This window comes from Frankia sp. CgMI4, from assembly GCF_001756285.1.
Lineage (GTDB): Bacteria > Actinomycetota > Actinomycetes > Frankiales > Frankiaceae > Frankia > Frankia casuarinae.
Map to the genome: position 1 here is coordinate 127,465 of NZ_MAQZ01000002.1, position 20,892 is coordinate 148,356.

A 20,892-nucleotide genomic window follows, 5' to 3' on the forward strand; every position below is an offset into this window, starting at 1 on the left:
TGACCGCGTGATCAGCGACCACGGAACAGGCGACCACGGAACAGGCGACCGCGAAACCAGCAGCCCGAGCGCGGATGGTCGAGGGTCAGCCGATCGCGTCGGCGAGTTCCGCGGCGGCGAYGGTCATGGCGGCGGCTTGGGGSAGCTTCCGTTCCCCGACCGACTCCGCGGCATGCTGAGCGCCGAGATGGGCCGGCACCACCCCGACTCCGATCGCATCCGCGGACGTGTCGCGGCGGCGGTCGATGCTCCCCTGAGCAGCACGATCATCCGCCCCCTCGGCCCGATCGGACCTGTCGGCCCGAGCGGTCCACTCAGCGCTAACGGACCACTCAGACCGCTTGGTTCGATCGGCTCCGGCACCCGGACCGGGGATGGGCGGATCATCACCCGGCAGCACCGCCTGGGCCGTACCGTCGCGAAGACCCCATCGAGCCGACGGCGCCGATCCAGCCGGTCCACCAGCCCCGACCGGCTCCCCCGGTCCCACCACTGGCCCCGTTCCCGGCGGCGCTCGGTCGCCCGACGCGGCACGATCACGGGGGCACTACTCGCCATCATGAGCAYCACGGCCCTGACGGCCCTGGCCCTGCTGGGGCCGTCGGGATCGAACTCCCCGGCTCCGCCCACGACGACCGTCACGGCAAAGCCGCGGCCGTCCGCCACGCTGGTCACGACGTCTCCGGTCGTACGGACGCCGGTCACGTCGCCCCAGGCCACTGCGGCGGTTCCACCGGAACCGGCCAGGTCGAGCCCCGCCGGAACATCCGGGGTCAGCGCCGCCGTCCCGGACGCGACGAGCGATGCGAGCGCCGCACGGAGGTCCGCCGGCCCGGACCCGGCGGACCCGGGGTCCGCGAGCGGTGGCGGCGGCGCACCGTCACCGTCCGCGGGACCGTCCACAGGACCGTCCGCGAACCATGGTGACAGCAGATCCTCCCTGCCCGGCGGAACGTTCGCGGGCCTCGGCGGCGGGATCTACACCAGCACCGTCGCCCCCTTCCCCAGTGGATCACGGGTACGGCTTCCGGGCCCCGGCACTCTCGACTGGGTGCTGTTCGGGGGCTCGTGGGACGGTGTGCAGAACCGGGCCGCCATCGTGATGCCGCTGATCGACACCGGCACCCTGCTGGGCACGTCCGTGCCGTCATCCTCGGGATTCGACTGGACGGAGGGCACACCGGTCGCGACCGGTGTGGATGACACCGACCGGCTGTCCCTGCAGGGCTCGGCCCGGCTGACGGTCTTCGTCTCGCAGTCTCCGCTCACCCTGGACGTCCTCCTCGGATCCGGTTCCGGGCGGGTGCAGATCATCGTCACCTCCATCGGCGGCACGCAGACCTTCACCCAGACCCTGCCTTCACCGATCGCCGACGGCTCGGCCGATGGAGTGGTGAGCATCGGGCTGCCTGCCGGAATCGGCACGACGTCGGTCACCATCTCCAGCGGGGGCACATCGGGTTGGACGCTGGCGGCCGCAGTCCTGCGCTGACGGCGCGGGTCCGCGCCGGTTACGGGGGTCTGCACTTGACCATGCGGAACCACAGGCAACCATGCGGAAGAAAAATCTTCACAACGACGGCAACCAATCAACCTCCGTCGGACGACTGACAGATGAACGCCATACCGGCCCCCCGCGCCAGGAGGTCCGGCGGTGTTTCGGCCCGTTCGCTCCCCGGCTAACCCCCCCAGCCCGGCGGACGGGTCGCCAAGCGGCCGTCGACGGCGGCACGCGGGCTGGCCGGCCCGGCCAAGGTCGGCCAGCCCCTCGCGACCTCTCCCACGCCACCCGGCGCCCCGGTCCGAGTGTGAGTCCGGTCCGAGTGTGAGTCCGGTCGCGGGAAGGTGCCACGCGCCCTACGCCGACCGGCCGGGGAGAGGTAGCGTCAACCTCGTGCGTCGGCTGCTGTTGTCACCCTCGTGGATCGCGCGTCATCTCCTCGCGCTCCTCTTGATCGCATTCTTCATCCGCATGGGCATCTGGCAGCTGACGAAGGGCGAATCCCCGCAGGGATCGCTGCAAAACCTCTTCTACGRGGTCGAGTGGCCTGTCTTCGCCGCCTTCGTCGTGTACTGGTGGGTGAAGATGATGAAGGAGGATCTGGCACCCAAGGACACCACCGGGCCGCGGTGGGKTGCCCACGGCCGGATCGCCCCCGAGGCGCCCTGGCGACCGGATCTCGACAGGGGCCCCAAAATGCTGACGACCGGCGGCGCCGAGCAGTCCGCCGAGGACGACGAACTCGACGCCTACAACCGCTATCTCGCCTCACTGTACGAGCGTGACGCCCTTCGGGACGCCCTCAAGCACATCAACGGAGCCCGCTGATGACGGCATTRCCCGACCCCACCCGTACGGCCACCACAGGACGTGCCTCCGCGACAGCGATTCGCGCGTCCCTGCTGCGGTACCGGGCCATCGCCTACATCGTCGGCGTAGGGCTAATCGTGCTGGTGTGCATCGGTATGCCGGTGAAGTACATCGGCGGCAGCGACACGATCGTCGCGGCCGTCGGCCCGATCCACGGTGTGCTGTACATGGTGTACCTTGCCGCTTCCTTCGATCTGGCGAACCGTTGCCGGCTGTCCTCGACCCGGACAATCCTGATCATGCTTGCCGGCACCATCCCGTTCCTGTCGTTCTTCGCCGAGCGGCGGGTCACGTTCCTTGTGCGGGAGAGCCAGCTGTCCGCCGCCGCGGCTCCGGTCGGCCCGGCCACCGGGCCCACGAAGTCCGCGAAGCCCGCGTAGCACGCGTAGTCCACGCAGCACGCGCAGAGCGCCGGGAGACGTCGCCTCAGGACACGTCCGAGTCGACTCCGGCCAGGCGGAGCGCCGCCGGTGCGGGTCGGCGGAGACGGGCGGGCACGGCGATCGTCAGGACCTCACCGGCGGTGAGCCGCCGGAGCCGGGCCAACCGGGAGGGCGGAGCGAGTATCTCCGCGGACAGCACCTGGTCAGCCTCGGTACCGAAGGCAAACAGGCGCCCGTCCGACCAGGTGATCAGTTCGTCGGCCGTACTGGCGGGTCGCACGAGGACCAGCTGGGCGCGCCGCGGGTCCCAGACGATCGTCACCGTCCGCGTGGTGGACCGGAGCAACGCCCACTTGCCGCCGCTGCGGTAGGCGGCCGCCAGCATCCGGGCCGTCTCGTTTCCCTCGGGACGGCGAGGTGGACGATCCGCGATCACCACGAGCCCCGCGTCGTCGACCGCGATCGGCGGAGTCGGGTCCGCCCGCAGGTCCGCGGCGGTCACCGCCCCGAATGCTCTGTCGAGGTGGACACCGCGTGCGGCGGGCAGCCCAAACGACGATGAGGCCAGCATGGCGGTCAGGGACGCCCGCCGGACCTCCGCCCCGTCCAGCCGGACCAATCCGCAGACCGTCATCCGTTCCTCCGTCCTCAGCCCGCGATCCGCGATCCGCGATCCGCGATCCGCGATCCGATGACGCACGGCACGGACGGACTCCCGGCCGGATGATCGACACGGTGCGGCGGCGTTCACGGGTACTCCAGCGCTGGAACGTAGCAGTTTCTCGCCCGCCTCACCGGTCCGTTGCACGGAATCGCCGAGTGGTTCCGACCTTCGGTGCCGGGCCTCACCGTCATGATCCGGGCTCGGCCRGGACGGCGGCTCGAAAACACCTCGGCCGCCTACCGGCCGCCGATCGCCCGTGACCAAGACGTCCGGYGGAAACCGGCCGCATGCGGAGGAAGACCGCGGTCACGGGGGAGGACGGACTTAGGCCACGTTGGCGCCCGACGGCTCACGCTCCCGCTTGACCCGACGAGTCGCGATCACCGGATGAGCCGGGCAATCAACCAGATGCTCATCGAAGCCCTGCACCGTCGGCCAGGACTGGTGGCAGGACCCGCAATGGGTCGTGGCCGGATCGGTCCACCGCTCTTCGCAGCCGGCACAACTGGCCGTGACCGGGATATGCGCTGTCTTGTCGGGCTGCCGGCGACGAGAGACCTGGATCGGCAACGCCTGCTGGATGGCTTGTTCATCTGGGGAACGGAGTGTGACGGAAACCGCGCGTGGACGCCGAGGTGGGGTGATGGCGGCCGGGATCGCGCGAGGGGATGTCGACCGACGGGGAGGCACCCGGCCATCCTGTCGCAGACCTGCACAAGCGTCACGCAACCGGCTGTCGAGTGTTCAGGGTGATTGTCCTGCGGCAACGCTTCCGGAGCTCGCGAACCAGAGCGTTCCGCCCGGACGGGTCGTCATCGGCGAAGGCCGACCGCCGGCAGGAACCCGCGCCGGAAACAACCGTGCCGGGCCGAGCGACACCTGGAACATCGCCGGACAGGCAAAAAATAACTACTGACACACAGTAATATCACTAGACTGGCTATGGTCGAACGCAGGACGGACGCCATCGCCAGGGCCGGCGGTGAGGGGATCCCGGGCGTGAGTGCCGGCGCACTGCTGCGAGGGTGGCGGGAGCGACGCCGGATCAGTCAGCTCGGACTGGCGTTGCGAGCCGACAGTTCCGCCTGACGCATCAGTTTCATCGAGACCGGCCGCTCCATTCCGAGTCGCCCGATGGTGCTGCGCGGGCCACGTGCCCGTCGGTGCGGAACCGGATGAGCAGTTCCTGCCTGTCGCCGAGGCCGATGGTGCAGGATCCGTACATCGGATCGGAGTCGACCAGGCCCAGTCCCGCGAAGCAGGCCCAGTCCCGCTCAGAAGGGTTCGGCCTGCGGGCGACTGCGGCCCCCGCGCGACGAGCTTCTCCTGGAGAGAGATTCCCGCTCCTACACGCCCACCCACAAAGTGCGCTTCGTGAGGCGGCTGAAGCGTGGAGGGTCAGTCACGGTTCACGGTCTCCACACCGTCGCTCACCCTCCACATTTCCCGCCGGGCCCGCATCCGCCGGGCCCGCTCGACAGCCATTACAGGGACGCTATATGTCCACCTGCTGCGCTCAGCGAGGCAGAAGGCAGCGGGGACGGTGGCTGTGATCCCCGGTCACGTCCCAGCGTGCCCATTTCGTGCCCACAAGGATCTTCAGGTGTTCCAGGCTGATCGTCGCCAGCTGTCTCCGGCGRCAAAAAGCCTGGCAAAGCGGAGGGCGTGGGATTCGAACCCACGACGAGGATCACTCCCCGTAGCGGTTTTCAAGACCGCCGCCATCGGCCACTAGGCGAGCCCTCCCAGCCTGCGACTTTAACCTTATCGTAACATTTTTCCTCCGGCTCGATACAGGCACGGTACAGAAACGCCGAAGGACGCCCGGTAGGCGCCCTCACGCCTCCCATTCTAGCCGTCCGCCCGCCGTGCGGCAGCGAGCCGACTGCACCGCATCCTGCTCCCCTCCGTCGAGCAACCGCGCATACGTCCGCCAGATCACGGCAGGGCTGTTACCCGCCCGCTCCGCAGCCTGCTGCACGCTGACCCCGTCCATCAGCCAGCCCGAGATGCAGCTGTGACACAGGGAACTGTCTTACCTCATGCTGTCAGACAGGGTGGCCGGCTACTCAAGGTCACTGATAGCGGCGCGGTGCGATCTCGCCGAAGCCCTGGATATAACGTCAGACCTATCCGGAGAGACATCAGAACCGCGAACACTGAGCAAGGTAGCCGCGTGCCCAGTCAGAACATCGCCGTCGGGCCCTCGTCGGCGCGCGAGTCTCTCCGCGGGCCGCGCCCGTGACTGTTCTCCCCGTCCCCGTCGGTCACCGACACACGCCCACAATCAGACCAAGGTTCTGCGAATGAAGCGCAAGCGACCGTCACCTCGTGGCTCGGAAGGCGACTTCTCCGTCGTCTACAGTGCTCTGGTAGCGGCAGCCCTGACCGCACTCTGTACAGTGGCCGCCATCCTTCTCGTCGCCCCGCACGCCCGGCGCGCTGTTGCCGTGTGCGGCCTCGTCGCGGCGGTCACGGTCGGCCTGGCCTGCGCCGAGATCCGCCGCCGCGGGCACGAGATCGTCCATCTGCGCCGTYGGCAGGCCGCCACCGAGCAGGAACTCATGCACCGCCTGGAGATACAGGAGGCCGAGACCAGCCGCCTCGCCGTCGAGGTGCTGCCCGCCGCGATCAGTCGGCTGCACCGCGGCGACTCGGTCGAGGAGGCGCTGTCCGGCTCGAGCCAGTCGCCCGCCCTCGGCGCCGCGTTCATCAAGGCGCACGACGACGTGGTCCGCTCGGTCCTCGAAGCGGTCAAGGCGGAAGAGGACCTGCGCGACTCCTCGCAGCGCGCGTTCGTCAACGTCGCCCGTCGCGTCCAGGCCATCGTGCACCAGCAGTTCCAGGATCTGCGCGAGATGGAGGAGCGGCACGGCGGGAACCCCGATGTCTTCGACGACCTGCTCCGCCTCGACCACGGCACCGCGCTGATCGGCCGGCTCGCCGACTCGCTCGCCGTGCTCGGCGGATCCCGCCCCGGCCGGCAGTGGCAGCATCCGGTGCCGCTGTTCAACGTGCTGCGCGGCGCGATGTCCCGGATCATCGGCTACCAACGCGTCGAACTGCACTCGGTGGTCGAGGTCGCCATCTCAGGACCCACCGTCGAACCGCTCATCCACGCGCTCGCCGAGCTGCTGGACAACGCCACCCGGTACTCGCCGCCGCAGACCCGCGTGCACATGACCGCGGTCGAGGTGCAGTCCGGGATCGCGGTCGAGATCGAAGACGGCGGCGTCGGCCTCGGCGAGGAGGCCCGGCTGCGCGCCGAGCGGGTGCTCGCCGAGGTCAAGTCGGGCCTCGACCTCGCTGACCTCGGCGGGAACCCGCGCCTCGGCCTGTCCGTGGTCGGTCGGCTCGCGCAGACCCACCGCTTTCAGGTCTCGCTGCGGCCCTCGGCGTACGGCGGCGTGCGCGCCGTGCTGATCATCCCACGTGACCTGGCCACCGCCGTGCCGCTGTCCGCGGCCAGCCCGGGCGCCGCGGTCCGGCCGAACCCGAACACGCCGATGCCCGCCATCGCCCTGGAGTCGGAGGAGCCGCAGCGCATAAAGATCAACAACAACGGCCTGCCGCAGCGCAGGCGCGGCGTCACCGCCCCGCTCAACGGGAGCGGCAGCCAGCGGAGCCTGACCGCGCCGCGCGGGCCGCAGTCCGCCGCCCCGCCCCCGCCTGTGTCGAGTAACGCATCCGCTCCCGCCGCCCCGCCCCCGCCCGTGTCGAGTAACGCATCCGCTCCCGCCGCCCCGCCCCCGCCGCCCGGGCTGTGGCTTGCCGCGTTCCAGAACGCGGTCTCCGGCGAAAGCACGAGCACCCAGCACGCTTTGACTGACGATGCGTCGAGTAAGGAAAGCGAGTAGCCGATGGACCACCTGCGGCCCAGCATGGACTGGATGCTCAAGGACCTTGCGGAGAGCGTGCCAGGCACCCGGCATATCATCGTCCTGACCGCGGACGGCCTGCGCATGGCCCAGTACAACACGGATGTGGACACCGCCGACCGCCTCGCGGCCGCGTGCGCCGGACTRCAGAGCCTGTCCGCCGCCGTCGGCGCCGAGTTCCCGCAGGGGGACAAGCGGATGYGGCTCGTGGTGATCGAGGTGGGCGGGGGATTCTTCTACCTCATGGCGGCCGGCGCGCGCGCATACCTCGCGGTGCTGGCCGACGAAGGGGTGGAYGCGGGGTTGATGGGACAGCAGATGCGCAACCTGGTCGCACGTATCGGTGAGCATCTCACCAGTCCGCCGCGGATGGAGGAGAGGACGGCCGGGTGACCCCGTCCCCGATCAACGACGCGTCCTGCGCCTGGGAGCAGGGCGGTCCCGAGCGCCTGTACGTCCTCACCGGCGGGCGCGGCGCCTCGGGCCGCCGGGCCGACATCGACCTGGTCACCCTCGTGGTGGCGCGGGCCGCGGGCCGGCCCGAGATGCAGCCGGAACACGCGTCCATCCTGCGCATGTGTTACTGGCCCCTGTCCATGGCGGAGATCTCGGCCTACCTCAAGCTGCCGTTCAGCGTGGTCGCCATCCTGGTCTCCGACCTGCTCAGGGACTCGCTCGTCGAGGTGCGCGCCTCGGTGCGCATGGAAGGAATCGGCGATCCTGAACTGCTCAAGGCGGTGATGAATGGACTCCAGAGGCTCTGAGTTGGCCGTCGGACCGGCGCGCGAGGACGCGCTGCCCGCCTCGGCCGCCACCGCGGTCAAGATTGTCGTGGTCGGCGGGTTCGGCGTCGGCAAGACGACCCTGGTCGGCTCCGTCAGCGAGATCAGACCGCTGACGACCGAGGAGACGATGACCGAGGTCAGCATCGGGGTAGACGACGTCCGCGGGGTCGAGCAGAAGGATGCGACCACCGTGGCCATGGACTTCGGCCGGATCACCATCAACGAGCAACTGGTGCTCTACCTGTTCGGCACGCCCGGACAGCAGCGCTTCTGGTTTCTGTGGACAGGCCTGTTCGAGGGAGCCCTTGGCGCGGTCGTGCTGGTCGACACCCGGCGGCTCGAGGCCAGCTTCGACGTCATCGGGCGGCTCGAGGACGGCGRCGTGCCGTTCATCGTGGCCGTCAACGTCTTCCCGGACGCCCCGAACCACCCGCTGGACGAGGTCCGTGCCGCGTTGGATCTGCCGGCCGCCGTGCCGATCGTCGCGTGCGACGCGCGCAGCCGGGCCTCGAGCCGGGACACCCTGCTGGCCCTCATGCGCTACCTGTACTGGCTGTCCACCCAACCCGCGGCCCCGGTGGCCGCCTCGGCCGCCACGGAGTAAGTGTGTCAACACCCATTCCCGAAGCAGGCGCGGAATCAGGCGCTGCGATCCCGCCTCCGGGGTGTCCGGCGCACGCGGCCTTCGCGCAGGATGCCGTACGGACCGCGCTCTACGGCCCGGAAGCGCAGCACGATCCCGGCGCGGTCTACGAGAAGCTCCGCGCGGAACACGGCGGGATCGCCCCGGTGGAACTCGAGGGTGGCGTCCCGGCCTGGCTGGTGCTCGGCTACCGGGAGAACATGGAGGTCGCTCGCACCCCGAGCCGGTTCACCCGGGACGCCCGGCTCTGGCGGGACTGGAACGAGGGCAGGATCGCCGCGGACGACCCGCTGCTCCCGCTCATCGGATGGCGTCCCGACGTCGTGTCCTACGATGGCGAGGAACATGCGCGGCTGCGCGCCGCGGTCAACGAGTGCCTGACCAGGTTCGACCGGCACGGCACCCGGCGGCACGTCCAGCGCTACGCGAACCAGCTGATCGACGGCTTTGTCGAGGACGGCCGCGCGGACCTGGTGACCCAGTTCGCCGTTTACCTTCCGATGCTCGTGCTGAGCCGGCTGGTCGGCCTGAGCGAGGGGTACGGCCGGAAACTGGTCGAGGCCATCGTCGGCATGGTCAGCGGCGGCGAGGATGCATACGCGCACAACCAGTACATCATCGGCACCCTGCGGTCGCTGACCGAGGAGCGGCGCAGGGCCCCTGCGCACGACCTGGCGTCCTGGTTCGTTCAGCACCCCTCGGGGCTGAACGACGAGGAGGTACTCAACCACCTGCGCCTCGTGATCGTGCTGGGCTACGAGGCCACGGCGAACCTGGTCTCGAACACGCTGCGGATGGTGCTGACCGACCCCCGCTTCCGCGCGTCGCTCGCTGGCGGGCTCATGACGCTGCCGGACGCGGTCGAGCAGATGCTGTGGGACGATCCGCCGCTACTGGTCTGCCCGGCGCGGTTCGCCACGCACGACATGCATTTCGCCGACAAGGAGATCCGCGAGGGCGACATGCTGCTGCTCGGCATCGCGGCAGGCAACGCGGATCCGGAGATCCGTCCGGATCTCGGCGCGCCGATGCACGGCAACCGCTCGCACCTGGCGTTCAGCCGGGGCCCGCACGAGTGCTCGGGACAGGAGATCGCCCGCGCCATCACCGACACCGGCGTCGACGTGCTGCTCAACCGGCTACCCGACCTGCACCTCACGGTGCCGGAGGAGCAGCTGACCTGGACCGCCTCGACCTGGTCCCGGCACCTTGACGCGCTCCCGGTCAAGTTCGCCCCGCAGTGCCGCCCCGTCCCGCAGTCTGCGCCAGCCGCCCCGGCGTTCTCCGCCCCGGTGGTCGAGCCGAGCGCCGCGAAGGACGCGCTGGCGGCGGTGGCCGAGGCCGACGCACAGGCCAGAGCGGACACCCGCCGCGGCTTCTGGGCTTCGCTGGGCGGCATGTTCCGCGGTCGACGCTAAGGGTTCACGGTCGGCTGACGTACCGCCGAGTGGCGCCCGGGAATCGCTCCCGGGCGCCGCTCTTTTGTTTCCGACACGCCGTCAGACCGCCTGCGGCGAGGTCAGCATGCGAGAGATCTCCTCGCGCGGCGGATCCGTGTCCATCAACAGTTCGTTGACCGCCGCCCACGCCTGGTAACCCCAGTTCSAGTCGTCGACGATCCTCGYACCCATCCGGGCCTGGGCGCGTTCTGTGTCGGTGAAATGCAGCACGTCGAAGGCCGTGTCAAGGCGCTGCTTTGTGGTGTGTATCGACTGGTCGAGCGTCCGCATCTCCTGCTCGCAACGGGCTCTTGCCTCCTGCCAATCGCAGCCGTCCTGGTCTCGGATGATCGAGATCAGATTGCGCGKGTCGTCGCGCTTCGCGTCGCGGACCGAGGAGTAGACGTCGTTGCAGTACACGATGATGTCGCTGGCTAACCTGCGCAGCAGTCGCAGCTGGGTACAGTGGTGGATGTGCGGCGCCAGATAGGTGAAATTCATCTTCTCGCCGAACACCAGGCACAGCGGCACCGCGCCGTTTCCCAGGCGTAGTTCCAAGTACTCTTCGACCGTCGTGTCCATCCGCCGGTCCCGCATCGCCGCGTAAGTGGCCTGCGTGTTGAAGTACCATTCCCAGTGCTCGCTGACCCGAGCCACCCACTGGTCCGGCGAGCTGACGATCTGCCGCGCCCACAGGTCATGGAAGATCATCCCCATGAGGGACTTCGCGGGTCTCCCGTAGAGAATCCCGGTGAGCTCCGCGCTGATGACGTTGATGCGGCTGATGTCCGCCGCAAGGTCGTCGGTGAAGTCGTCGTAGATCCGGAAGAAGGCGTGGATGTCGTAAGCGAGTTCCAGCTCCGGCAGCGGGGCCAGAGGGTACACCCAGGCCGAAAGCGTGGCGTACCTCTCGGCCCGGGGCGTGCAGACCTGGAAGCGGGTGAGCCATTCGACGGTGTGCGCCAGGGCTTCGGCAGCGTTCTCGTTCGGCTGCCAGGAGCGCGCAGCTTCGTGCACTGTGAGGATCTGCTCGCCATTCATCGCGTCTCGGCCTGTCTCCTGGCAAAGATGGTGATCATGGATCGCGAGCATCTGGCAGTTTCGGACACTTCTGCGCCTCCAGGTCAGGGGAACCACGTCCTATCAGATCCAGGTACCACGATGATCCCAAAAGTGCGAAGTATCATGTCGCGGATTCGGGCCGTYATGGAGGGCACCTCGGTCGTGGTCCGTTGGAGGGTCCTCAGGTGGTGCCGTTGCGACCGATCACGCTGCCGAAGACATGAGTGTGCCCGATCCTACCGCCAGAGGTTCTGTGCCGCCCAGCTTCGGGACCTGCTTACAGCTGGGAGGTCCAAGGGTTGACGAGTGGGACGTCCATGGCGGCGAAGTCGGCCTCGTTGCGGGTGACGAGCGTGAGGCTGTGCACCTGGGCCGTGGCGGCGATGAGCGCATCGTGGGCTGGGCGCCGGTCGGGCACGTGAAGTCGCGCCGCCGAGCCGGCGACGATCTGATCGACGTCGAGCAGCCGGCCTGCGTATGCCGGGAGCACGTTCTGATCGAGCCATGAGTCCAGGACGGCCGCCTGGCGGGCATCGCGCCATCGCTTGTTCTCAATGCCAGCCCGCAGCTCTAGCAGGGTGATGACGGAGAGGAAGGTATCCGATGCTGACAGGCTCGCGGCCCAGCCGTTGAAGCGGTCATCGCGGCGTTTCGCGGGCTTACGGAGCTCGGAGATGACGTTGGTGTCGAGTAGRAAGCTCACAGGTCGACCTCGCGCAGCGAGTCCCGCGGCCGTAGGGGCTCGAAGTCGATCTCCTCCTCCAGAACGAACGYGTCTCCCAGGCTGCCCGCGGTTCCGGTGAGCCGCTGGTAGTCGGCGAACGACAGCAGGACGTGTGACGGCCGACCGTGATCCGTGATGATCACCGGACCGCTGGCGGCGGCCCGCTTGACCGCGCTCACGTCACGGTTGAACTCTCGCGATGAGACCATGGTCACCACGACCACCCCCCTGGTAGGTACGTACCTACAATATGCGCCGAACGTCGTTCGCGCGGCCAACCGCTGAAGCCAGCTCGCGCCCTTCGATGTGGCCAGGGTCGCGTGGCCGGGCGACCGGCTTGCTCACCAGACCTGGTGACCATCCAGGATGAACCCTCGTCGCCGGCAAGGTCGGCCTGAGCAGTCGTCCCTTGAATTTCTCACTCCAGATATCACAGACTTCAAGTGGTACCGTATTTGAAGGCTGGAGCCAGGCATGGCCCCTGGAGTCAGGCATGGTCCCGCGGATCGAGATCGACGACGAGGTCTTCAAGTGCCTGCAGGATCAGACTGCGCCCTTCGTCGACACCCCGAATGATGTCCTGCGTCGCGTCTTGGGGCTCTCCGCTCCAGCGGTGGCCAAAGAGCCGGGCGCGGYCCGTCCGCCTGGCAATCTCGCGAAGCTTGTGAACGCCGGGCTCGTGAAGCCCKGGGGGACGGACTGACGCATGTCCGCAAGTGAAGCGGCGCGACCTACCAGGGGCTCCGACGCGGTGCATCCGTCGCCGTCCACCTGGACGACATCGACTTCACCAACGCAACTCTCACCCTCCGCTGGCAGTTCGTCCAGATCGGCTACGCCAMCCAACTCGCCAAGCCGAAATCCGACGCCGGGGACCGTGTCATCTCCCTCGACCCCGACACCCTCGCCGTCCTGAAAGCCTGCCGCACCCGCCAACACGCCAACCGGCTCGCCGCCGGAACCACCCGGCCGAACAACGGCCTCGCGTTCACCCACCCCGACGGCACTCCCATCCACCCCGAACACCTCACCAACCGCTTCCACACCCTCATCCAGGAAGCCGACCTACCCCCATCACCATCCGCGGCCTCCGCCACGGCGCCGCCACCCTCGCCCTCGCCGCCACCCTCGCCCTCGCCGCCACCCTCGCCCTCGCCGCCGGCGCCGACCTCAAAGCAGTCCAAGAACTCCTCGGCCACTCCACGATCATGATCACCGCCGACACCTACACCCACATCCTCCCCGACCTCGCCGCCGAGATCGCCCGCAACACCGCCCGCCTCATCCCCCGCACCCGCAGCCCCCAGGAGTACCCCCGACACACCACCACGATCGACTAACCCGGCACCGCCCCTCCGCCCCATCGGGGCGGAGGGGCAGCCACGAGCCACCACAACCCGCCCACCCCACCAGCCGACGCTCCATCCACACCCCCACAAACCGCACCGACACCCCGACCACCACCCCGAGGACACACAGTTCGGTATCATGACTCTCGCAGGGCCGTTAGCTCAATTGGCAGAGCAGCCGGCTTTTAACCGGCGAGTTCAGGGTTCGAGTCCCTGACGGCCCACACTGGTGGATTTTTCGTACATTTCTGAAGAGCTTATCAGACTCACATTGTCGAGCTTTTGAAGCTCCGGTAATTCGTGGATCCTGTACCAGCTCGATCTCTGGATGTATCCATTCAGGGTACAGGTTCCAGCACCCCTGAATGGATACCTGCCCGTCAGAGTCACGGAGGCGGCCCGGTGGTTCTCGTGGTCGTTCCCGGCGTGCGCGCGCACGCCTGTCGTGGTCGTTCCCGGCGCGAGGCGGCAGGTCGGTGTGACCCGACACCGCCGGGGCATCCCGTCAGGGTGAGCAGACACACCCGCCGGGGTCGAACCGACAGCAGTCAAACCGACAGCAGTCGGGCTGACGGCAGTCGGGCTGACGGCAGTCGGGCTGACGGCAGTCGAACTGACCGGATGAGCGGGAATCGTCCGGCCGGGGGCCGCCGAGAGGACGACCGCACGCAGCCCGACCTCGACGACACGACCGCTGACGCGGTTGGCAAGCTCAGCGAGGCGCTGGAGTGGGTTGAACGGGCCCGCGGGGCGCTCTACGAATTCCATCAACTCTCCGGACGGGCCGATCTGATCCTCGCGGAGGCGATTAGCGGTCTGGAAGACGCCGGCCACCCCCAGCTGGCCGCCTATGTGCGCCGGGAGCTGCACGGACGCAACGTCCTCGACGGGCGGTGGACCTTCCAGATCATCGAGGAGTACGACGACATCTACTACCGCCCCTTCGTTGCCGTGGACGAACAGGTCCGGCTGCGGCTCACCGGTGGGAGGCGCCACGTCCACGAGGCTCGCATGAAGGCTCAGGAGCGGGCCCGCGCCGGTCGGGACCTGTGGGGCCCGGGCGCCTGACCTACGGTCCACCGAGCGTCCACATCAGGACGACCGGTGGACCGCGGCTCCGGGCCTGAAGGCAACCTGCCGGTGAGTTCAGGCATTCCGATGATCACAGATAGTCAGATGATCACGGCTTCAGAGCTCACGCCGACGGAGATCGCACCGCCGGCGGGCTCAGGCGTCCCGACGCTTGGCCAGGACGAGCCCGATGGCGAACAGGCCGAGGCAGATCGCGGCGAAGTACACCAGGGAGCCCCAGGGGCCGAAGGGCATCCCCTTCACCACGGGCGGCCCGTCGGAATGCTCCACCTGCCCGGCGACGATGAAGTTGTCGCCGTTGACAAACGGCAGCCAGTGCTGGATGTGGCGACCGACCCGGGGGATCGCCRGCAACAGGCTCTCCGCCAGGAACAGGTAGACGAGCATGATCACGATCGCGCCCGCCGACTGCCGGATGATCAGACCCAGAGCCAAGGCAAAGATCGCCGCGAACAGGTAGACCAGACCGACACCGAAGACGTTGCGGTACTCCTGCGCCGTGTCCAGGGCCAGGGGGGCATCCGGCCTGATCAGCTTGGCGACGCCCCAGGAAGCGAAGGCGGTGAGCTCGCCGACGGTCCCCGCGAGCAGGGCGACGACGACGGCCTTCGCGAGCAGTGCCGGCGTCCGGGTGGGCACCGCGAGGAACGTGGACCGGATCGTGCTGAAGCGGTACTCGGTGGTGACCGCCAGCGCGGCCATCACCATCATCACCACGAGGCCGAAGTTGTAGGCGAACTGGGTGACGTTCGGGGTGAGGTCGGCGAGGTCGTTATCGCTGGTCGCCGCCGCGAAGATCGAGGTCAGCCCCACGGTGAGCGCGGTCGCCAGGATCATGCACCACCACGGTGAGCGGGTCGAGAACAGCTTGATCCGCTCGACGGTGAGCAGTGTCATCGTCCAGTCCCTCCTCGTGCCGCCTCGGCCGAGGCCGACGAACCGCCCCCGACACCCACGCCACCGGCATCCACGCCACCGTCAACCGACTGGCGGGGTGTCCCGGCCAGTGGACCGGCGGCAGTTCCCGCCGGCACGGGCCCCGGCGGAGCACCTGTCGCCGACCGGCTGTCGCCAGGCCCCGGCGTCCCGGCGTGGTACTCCACCTCGCCGCCGGTCAGTTGGATGAACGCCTGCTCCAACGAGCCGCGCTGCGCCGCCAGCTCGTGCAGGACGAGCCCGATCCGACCGGCCAGCTCGCCGACCTGCTCGGTGCTGCTGTTCGACACGAGGAACGCCGCCGGACCACCGTCGCCGGCGGCGACGTCTCGAACCGCGAGGCCCTGACCGGTCAGCACGCCACGCAGCCGCTCCATCTCCGGCCCGCGGACCCGGACCGCCGACTCGGACGCCATGTCGATGAACGCATGGGTACTGGTCTGGGCGATCAGCCGCCCGCGACCGATGACGACGAGCTCCTGGGCGGTCAGCGCCATCTCGGACAGCAGATGACTAGAGACGAAGATCGTCCGCCCCTCGTCCGCAAGTCGATGCATGAACTGACGAATCCAGAGGATTCCTTCCGGGTCCAGCCCATTCACGGGCTCGTCGAAGAGAAGGACCTGCGGGTCACCCAGCAGGGCCGTCGCGATCCCGAGACGCTGTGCCATCCCGAGCGAGAAGCCACCCGCCCGCTTGCCGGCGACCGAGGTGAGCCCGACGATCTCCAGGACCTCGTCGACCCGCTTCCCGGGAATTCGGTTCGCCGCGGCCATCCACCGCAGGTGCGAGCGGGCGGAGCGGTTGGGATGCACCCATTTCGCTTCCAGCAGCGCTCCGACCTGGCGGAGTGGTTCCTTCAGCTCGRCATATCGCTTACCGTCGATACGGACCTGGCCTGCGCTCGGATTGTCGAGCCCCAGGATCATCCGCATTGTAGTGGACTTTCCCGCACCATTCGGCCCCAGGAAACCGGTCACCTTGCCTGGCTGCACCGTGAAGGACAGGTCGTTGACGGCGACCGTACGTCCGTACCGCTTGGTGAGCCCTTGCGCCTCGATCATTCCCCTCCTTTCCGTGGAACATCACTATGTCGGGATGACGGACCGGACCCGGGCTGCTGCCCGCTCGGTAGGACCCGCCGACGGCAGGACCCGCCGACGGCAGGTAGGTAGGTAGGTAGGTAGGTAGTTGCACCGACCGGCCGCGCCTCCCCCGGTTGGCATCATCGTCGCGGAGCACCCACCATCGAGCCAGCCGCTATCGGCCAGCGGAGTGTCATCCTGCCGACAGGAAACAGGCCGTGAACCCGCAGCAGATTTTCCAGCACCGCGCCGAAATGCACGGTGACGTCACGCTCACCGTCGGTCCAGGCCCGCGGCTTGCCCGAGGCGACGTTCAGTATGCTAACCGATCGCCCAGGGCGGACCGTCGGCGATGGACCGGCTACCAGCCGAGGTGGCACCCGCTCGGCTCGCCGGCGGATCAGCCGGATCAGCCGGATCAGCCGACGATGACCGGCGCCAGCCGGGCCCACTGCTCGCGCGGGAGCCKGGTGGGAGTGGAGGTCAGCACCTGGATGGCCACGTGATCGGCACCGGCCTCATGGTGCTCGGCGACCCTGGCTAGCACGGAGTCCACATCGCCCCAGGCCACCACGRCATCGACGAGGCGCTGCGAGCCGGCACCCGTCAGATCGTCCTCGGTGAAGCCGAGACGGCGCAGGTTGTTCACGTAGTTCGGCAGCTTCAGGTAGAACGCGAGGGTGTCGYGCGCGACCGCCCGGGCCTGAGCCGGATCGGTGTCGAGGATGACCATCTGCTCGGGCGCGAGTAGTGCGTCCGGGCCAAGCAGCTCCCGGGCGCGCCGGGTGTGCTCGGGGGTGGTGAGGTAGGGCAGGRCACCCGCGGTGCGCTGCGCGGCGATCCCCAGCACGCGGGGACCGAGAGCGGCCAGCGCCCGGCCGGCCCGCGGGACGCCCAGCTCGTCGAGGGTGTCGAGATAGTCGACGAGGACGTCAACGGGACGCTCGTAGCGACGGTCGATCCTCTTCTCCACCAGCTCCTTGTGGCCGGCACCGAGCCCGAGCAGGATCCGGTCGGGGTGCGCCTTCGCCAGCATGGCGTAATGATCGGCGACGACGTCCGCCGGTTCGGTCCAGATGTTGAGGATGCTGGTACCGACCACCAACCGATCCGTGTTGTCCAGGATCGCGGCCGCGAGCTCAAGATCGCCACTGGCCGCGCCGATCCATACCGTCGGGACGCCAAGGGCCTCCACCTCGGCCGCGATCTCCGCCCGGGCCGGGACATCCTTCGGCCACTGCCGCTCGGTTGCCCACAACCCGATCCTGCCGACCTCTGCTACCACGACGAGCCCCTTCCGCGCAGGGAACTGCCACTGTCCGTGCCATTACCCCATCACGTCTGCTACCCCGTACGCACGCCCGGCATGTCGGCCGGTTCGTTGAATCTGTGGATCGGTAGTTCAGTGGATGGGCGGATCAGGGGATACAGGGGATTCAGGAACCGGAATGATCACGCGGACAGAGGGAGGTCGGGCACCGCGGTGGTCTGCGACACGGCGGCCTGCGGCCGCAGCTCGTCGAGGGACAGCTGGTGAACCGGCGGCCCGTCCAACACGATCCGAGAGGTCACGGTGAGATCGGCGGCCACATGCAGCAGCTCCCCGCTCTCCATCAACCGCCACCGAGGGTCCTCGTCCATCCGCTCKCTCTCGACCACGACCGCGGGCTTGGTGAGCAGGTCGAGAGAGCGGACCCGGATCTCGCTGAACGGACTCGCGTGATCAAGGTGGCGTTCGTTGCGCCCACCCGGGCCACGCCGAAGGACGTACAGGCCATTGGTGTCCGGATACCGCAGAGCCCAGAGGTCCCGCTCCGTGATGAGAATCATGTTGATGGAGTACAGCGGCAGGTTCTCGGCGGCCCAACGAGCGGCGGATGCGATTCCCTCGCCGACGTCCCCGTCACAGGCGTCGATCTCGCGGGTGACGAGGGCGAAGAAGCGTTCCGAGTCGGTGTCACCGAGGACCGGGAGACCGCCCGTGCCGAGCTCGGCGTCCAGCTTGTCCAGCCCCTCGATCACGCCGTTGTGCGCGAAGATCCGCCCGTTTCGAACGAACGGATGGGTGTTGTCCTCGCAGGCCCGGCCGGTGGAGGCGTGCCGGACATGCGCGACGAACGTCGAGGAGGTGACGTGCTGCGGCTCCTGGGCGAATGCCGTGTCGGCCCGGTTCCGAATGGCCTGTTTGACCACCCACGCGGTGCCATCGGCGTCGAATCCGCCGAGACCAGCCCCCTCCGGGGTCCGCAACGTCGCCGCCCGGGGACTGTCCGGCGCATCCAACAGCCAGAAAGTCGCCTGCACCCTCGTCGGCCCGCTGCTCATCGCGAACAGATGACACATCTACGCCCTCCCTCGCCGATCTCAACGGCTCCGGTACTGTGCCGGCCAGGACGCTACTGGTTCCCGCGTCCCAGACGCGGGTCCACCGAGCGGTGGCCGGGTCGATTCCCCGAAGCGAAAGGGGCAACGTTACCCCCGCCCCGGCGCCCGCGACATGCCGACGAATCTGCACGCGAATCCGCTTTCGTCAACCCGTCAAGGGCCTGCTGGCGCATCGGTCCCGCCGTGAGGGCTGCCGTGAGGGCTGCCGTGAGGGCTGCCGAGCAGAGGTCGCACGGCACCCGGACCCCGTCCGGGCACTGGCCGGGTGCCCGCCGGGACGCTGCATGGTGCCGACGGGCAAGGCGGTGTTCCCCGCGCCCCGCCGGCCCCGCCGTGATCAACCTTCCGAGTCGTCACCCGACAACCGCCTGGGACCACTAACGGTGACACATCCGGATCGAAGCGACCATTGCATMCCGTTTTTTCCGTAAATTTGCATCACATCACGTGATCAGAAGGGCTGTCAGACCGCACGATGATCAACCCTTACCTGACCGTCGGATCCTGCTCGGGCGACAACCGCAACCGTGTCCGGCCACCCGTACGACCGCCGCCCCGGGCACCGACCGKGATGCCCGTACCAATTCGTTACCTTAAGTTTCCCTCGATCCCCCCGGAACCGCGGGACCATGAAGACGTCACTCCCCCTCCCTGGAGTAACGTATTTACGCTATTAGTCTTACTCTCCCGTTACGGCACGGCAGAATCGGGGACACGTGGCGGAGTCATTGKGATCTTTCCAGGCGCTGTGCATTCTCTTCTTCTGCGAGCAGTACCCGCCCGTCGTCTGGGACGGCGCGGGCACCTACACCGCGGCGCTGGCCACGKCACTCGCGAAGCTCGGCCACGACGTCCACGTCCTGTGCGCCCAAGGGCGTCATGTCGTCGACTCGGTGGAGGACGGGGTGCACGTCCACCGGCGCCCGTTACTACGGGTGCCGGTCAGCCGCGGGCTGGGAAAGCTCGGCGCCCAACTCCGGGGACCCCTGTACCCGCGTGACTCGCTGGCGCTGCGGGCCAGCCTCCCGCTGTCCTATAGCTTGTGGATGCGTCAACTCGGACTCAGACCAGACGTGATCGAGACCCAGGACGGGGAAACCCGCGGCCTGATCCAGGCCATACGTCGCTCCACGCCGCTCGCCATCCACCTCCACTGCCCGACCATGCTCACGGTCAGGCTTTCCGGCCAGCCGGTCGGGTTGAAGGGCCTGGTCGCCGACCGGCTGGACCGGACATCGGCGAGCCTGGCCGCCGTGGTCACCTCACCGTCGCAGCTGCTCGTCGACACGCTGCGGGAGCAAGGCTGGTTGGGTGACCGTGAGGTGGAGGTGATTCCCAATCCGTTCGACGCCGAGCCGTGGCTCGACATACCCGACGTCGCCGACACCACGCCGACAGTCGCCGTCGTGGGTCGACTCGAGGCCTACAAGGGCGTGGACGTGCTGCTCGACGCGTCGGCCCGCCTTCGTGGCGCGGGGGTGGCGCACCGGCTGGTGCTCGCGGGACGCTCGGCGGGTGAGATCAACGGGGTGCCCTCGGGCGAGTGGCTGGCCCGCCGGGCCCGCCAGCTTGAGCTGGACGTCGAGTTCACCGGGCACCTGTCCGGTTCTCAGATCCGCGACGTCTACCGGCGGGCCCGTGTCGTCGCCGTGCCGAGCCGCTTCGAGAGCTTCTCGATCGYGGCCGTCGAGGCGATGGCGGCCGGCCGGCCGGTGGTGACCACGACCCGGGCCGGAGTCGCGCCCTTCGTCGRGCGGTGGGAGGCCGGATCCTCGGTACCGGCCGGCGATCCGGTGGCGCTGGCGGATGCGCTGGCGCCGTTCCTGCTTGACCCCGCGCGGGYGAGCGCGTTCGGGGCACGGGGTCGCCTCGGCGTGGTCGAGATCKAGCCCTCGGCCATCGCTCGCCGCAAGGTCGAGGCGTACCAGCGCGGCATCGCGCACTTCGACACCCGCAACCGGCAGCAACACCCCCGGCCGAGCCACGCGGCCGCCGATTTATACCCCGACCTGTCCCGGGAACGGCGCCGCCACCGGCACTGGCCCGCAGCCCGGCCCTGAGGTGGCACCCGGCCCTGAGGTGGCGCTCGCAGGCTG

Annotated in this window: 19 protein-coding genes and 2 tRNA genes; 12 read left to right on the forward strand and 9 right to left on the reverse strand. The window is 68.6% G+C overall.

Features of this window, described 5'->3' with window-relative positions:
- Nucleotides 1–559 precede the first annotated feature (559 nt).
- The 3 genes from Manayef4_RS00560 (at nucleotide 560) to Manayef4_RS00570 (ending at nucleotide 2,751) form a co-directional block, all read left to right on the forward strand.
- On the forward strand, nucleotides 560–1,492 hold the full coding sequence (locus tag Manayef4_RS00560) for a hypothetical protein (protein WP_083282211.1): 933 nt from the start codon (nucleotides 560–562) through the stop codon (nucleotides 1,490–1,492).
- A 402-nt stretch (nucleotides 1,493–1,894) separates the two neighbouring features.
- Nucleotides 1,895–2,329 (forward strand): hypothetical protein, encoded by a 435-nt coding sequence (locus Manayef4_RS00565; RefSeq protein ID WP_070130256.1) that lies wholly within the window; start codon nucleotides 1,895–1,897, stop codon nucleotides 2,327–2,329.
- Between the two features lie 59 nt (nucleotides 2,330–2,388).
- On the forward strand, nucleotides 2,389–2,751 hold the full coding sequence (locus Manayef4_RS00570) for a DUF3817 domain-containing protein (protein ID WP_049761145.1): 363 nt from the start codon (nucleotides 2,389–2,391) through the stop codon (nucleotides 2,749–2,751).
- A gap of 46 nt (nucleotides 2,752–2,797) precedes the next feature.
- Here the strand turns inward: Manayef4_RS00570 and Manayef4_RS00575 are convergent, their stop codons facing one another.
- Nucleotides 2,798–3,388, reverse strand: a complete 591-nt coding sequence (locus Manayef4_RS00575) for a hypothetical protein (RefSeq protein ID WP_023840742.1) — start codon at nucleotides 3,386–3,388, stop codon at nucleotides 2,798–2,800.
- Nucleotides 3,389–5,075: 1,687 nt separating this feature from the next.
- Nucleotides 5,076–5,164: transfer RNA gene (locus Manayef4_RS00580), tRNA-Ser, on the reverse strand.
- Nucleotides 5,165–5,724: 560 nt separating this feature from the next.
- On the opposite strand from Manayef4_RS00580, the gene Manayef4_RS00585 reads away from it, so the two are divergent.
- The 5 genes from Manayef4_RS00585 to Manayef4_RS00605 are packed head-to-tail and all read left to right on the forward strand — an operon-like array spanning nucleotide 5,725 to nucleotide 10,142.
- Nucleotides 5,725–7,275 (forward strand): ATP-binding protein, encoded by a 1,551-nt coding sequence (locus Manayef4_RS00585; RefSeq protein ID WP_083282212.1) that lies wholly within the window; start codon nucleotides 5,725–5,727, stop codon nucleotides 7,273–7,275.
- 3 nt (nucleotides 7,276–7,278) lie between these two features.
- On the forward strand, nucleotides 7,279–7,689 hold the full coding sequence (locus Manayef4_RS00590) for a roadblock/LC7 domain-containing protein (protein ID WP_070130258.1): 411 nt from the start codon (nucleotides 7,279–7,281) through the stop codon (nucleotides 7,687–7,689).
- Nucleotides 7,686–8,060, forward strand: coding sequence for a DUF742 domain-containing protein (locus tag Manayef4_RS00595; protein WP_011438686.1), 375 nt, complete (start codon nucleotides 7,686–7,688; stop codon nucleotides 8,058–8,060). The genes Manayef4_RS00590 and Manayef4_RS00595 overlap by 4 nt, the downstream gene beginning before the upstream one ends.
- Nucleotides 8,041–8,685 carry an ATP/GTP-binding protein gene (locus Manayef4_RS00600; protein WP_070130259.1) on the forward strand — a complete coding sequence of 215 codons (645 nt, stop codon included), beginning with the start codon at nucleotides 8,041–8,043 and terminating at the stop codon, nucleotides 8,683–8,685. Before Manayef4_RS00595 ends, Manayef4_RS00600 begins: the two co-directional genes overlap by 20 nt.
- 2 nt (nucleotides 8,686–8,687) lie before the next feature.
- A complete protein-coding gene (locus tag Manayef4_RS00605) occupies nucleotides 8,688–10,142 on the forward strand; it encodes a cytochrome P450 (RefSeq protein WP_011438688.1) in 1,455 nt (484 codons plus the stop codon).
- 81 nt (nucleotides 10,143–10,223) lie between these two features.
- On the opposite strand, the gene Manayef4_RS00610 is transcribed toward Manayef4_RS00605, so the two are convergent.
- The 3 genes from Manayef4_RS00610 to Manayef4_RS00620 all read right to left on the reverse strand — a co-directional run bounded on the left by Manayef4_RS00610 (nucleotide 10,224) and on the right by Manayef4_RS00620 (nucleotide 12,158).
- Nucleotides 10,224–11,180 carry a terpene synthase family protein gene (locus tag Manayef4_RS00610; RefSeq protein WP_254665389.1) on the reverse strand — a complete coding sequence of 319 codons (957 nt, stop codon included), beginning with the start codon at nucleotides 11,178–11,180 and terminating at the stop codon, nucleotides 10,224–10,226.
- A gap of 322 nt (nucleotides 11,181–11,502) precedes the next feature.
- Entirely contained in the window at nucleotides 11,503–11,928 is a 426-nt protein-coding gene (locus tag Manayef4_RS00615) for a type II toxin-antitoxin system VapC family toxin (protein ID WP_023840685.1), read from the reverse strand.
- Nucleotides 11,925–12,158 carry a type II toxin-antitoxin system Phd/YefM family antitoxin gene (locus tag Manayef4_RS00620; protein ID WP_083282221.1) on the reverse strand — a complete coding sequence of 78 codons (234 nt, stop codon included), beginning with the start codon at nucleotides 12,156–12,158 and terminating at the stop codon, nucleotides 11,925–11,927. Before Manayef4_RS00620 ends, Manayef4_RS00615 begins: the two co-directional genes overlap by 4 nt.
- A gap of 999 nt (nucleotides 12,159–13,157) precedes the next feature.
- On the opposite strand from Manayef4_RS00620, the gene Manayef4_RS26335 reads away from it, so the two are divergent.
- From Manayef4_RS26335 to Manayef4_RS00640, 3 genes are all read left to right on the forward strand, one after another.
- Nucleotides 13,158–13,289 (forward strand): hypothetical protein, encoded by a 132-nt coding sequence (locus tag Manayef4_RS26335; RefSeq protein ID WP_023840682.1) that lies wholly within the window; start codon nucleotides 13,158–13,160, stop codon nucleotides 13,287–13,289.
- A gap of 160 nt (nucleotides 13,290–13,449) precedes the next feature.
- Nucleotides 13,450–13,522 (forward strand) — tRNA-Lys (locus tag Manayef4_RS00635).
- Nucleotides 13,523–13,919: 397 nt separating this feature from the next.
- On the forward strand, nucleotides 13,920–14,366 hold the full coding sequence (locus tag Manayef4_RS00640) for a hypothetical protein (RefSeq protein ID WP_023840681.1): 447 nt from the start codon (nucleotides 13,920–13,922) through the stop codon (nucleotides 14,364–14,366).
- A gap of 159 nt (nucleotides 14,367–14,525) precedes the next feature.
- Here the strand turns inward: Manayef4_RS00640 and Manayef4_RS00645 are convergent, their stop codons facing one another.
- The 4 genes from Manayef4_RS00645 to Manayef4_RS00665 all read right to left on the reverse strand — a co-directional run bounded on the left by Manayef4_RS00645 (nucleotide 14,526) and on the right by Manayef4_RS00665 (nucleotide 18,754).
- The gene (locus tag Manayef4_RS00645) at nucleotides 14,526–15,287 is read right to left on the reverse strand and encodes an ABC transporter permease (RefSeq protein ID WP_070130264.1); all 762 of its coding nucleotides are present in this window, start codon (nucleotides 15,285–15,287) and stop codon (nucleotides 14,526–14,528) included.
- Nucleotides 15,284–16,390 (reverse strand): ABC transporter ATP-binding protein, encoded by a 1,107-nt coding sequence (locus tag Manayef4_RS00650; protein ID WP_070130265.1) that lies wholly within the window; start codon nucleotides 16,388–16,390, stop codon nucleotides 15,284–15,286. Before Manayef4_RS00650 ends, Manayef4_RS00645 begins: the two co-directional genes overlap by 4 nt.
- 439 nt (nucleotides 16,391–16,829) lie before the next feature.
- Nucleotides 16,830–17,696, reverse strand: a complete 867-nt coding sequence (locus Manayef4_RS00660) for an LLM class F420-dependent oxidoreductase (RefSeq protein ID WP_070130266.1) — start codon at nucleotides 17,694–17,696, stop codon at nucleotides 16,830–16,832.
- A 167-nt stretch (nucleotides 17,697–17,863) separates the two neighbouring features.
- A complete protein-coding gene (locus Manayef4_RS00665; protein WP_070130267.1) occupies nucleotides 17,864–18,754 on the reverse strand; it encodes a class II glutamine amidotransferase in 891 nt (296 codons plus the stop codon).
- Nucleotides 18,755–19,512: 758 nt separating this feature from the next.
- On the opposite strand from Manayef4_RS00665, the gene Manayef4_RS00670 reads away from it, so the two are divergent.
- The gene (locus Manayef4_RS00670; protein WP_070130268.1) at nucleotides 19,513–20,856 is read left to right on the forward strand and encodes a glycosyltransferase family 4 protein; all 1,344 of its coding nucleotides are present in this window, start codon (nucleotides 19,513–19,515) and stop codon (nucleotides 20,854–20,856) included.
- Nucleotides 20,857–20,892: the final 36 nt, after the last annotated feature.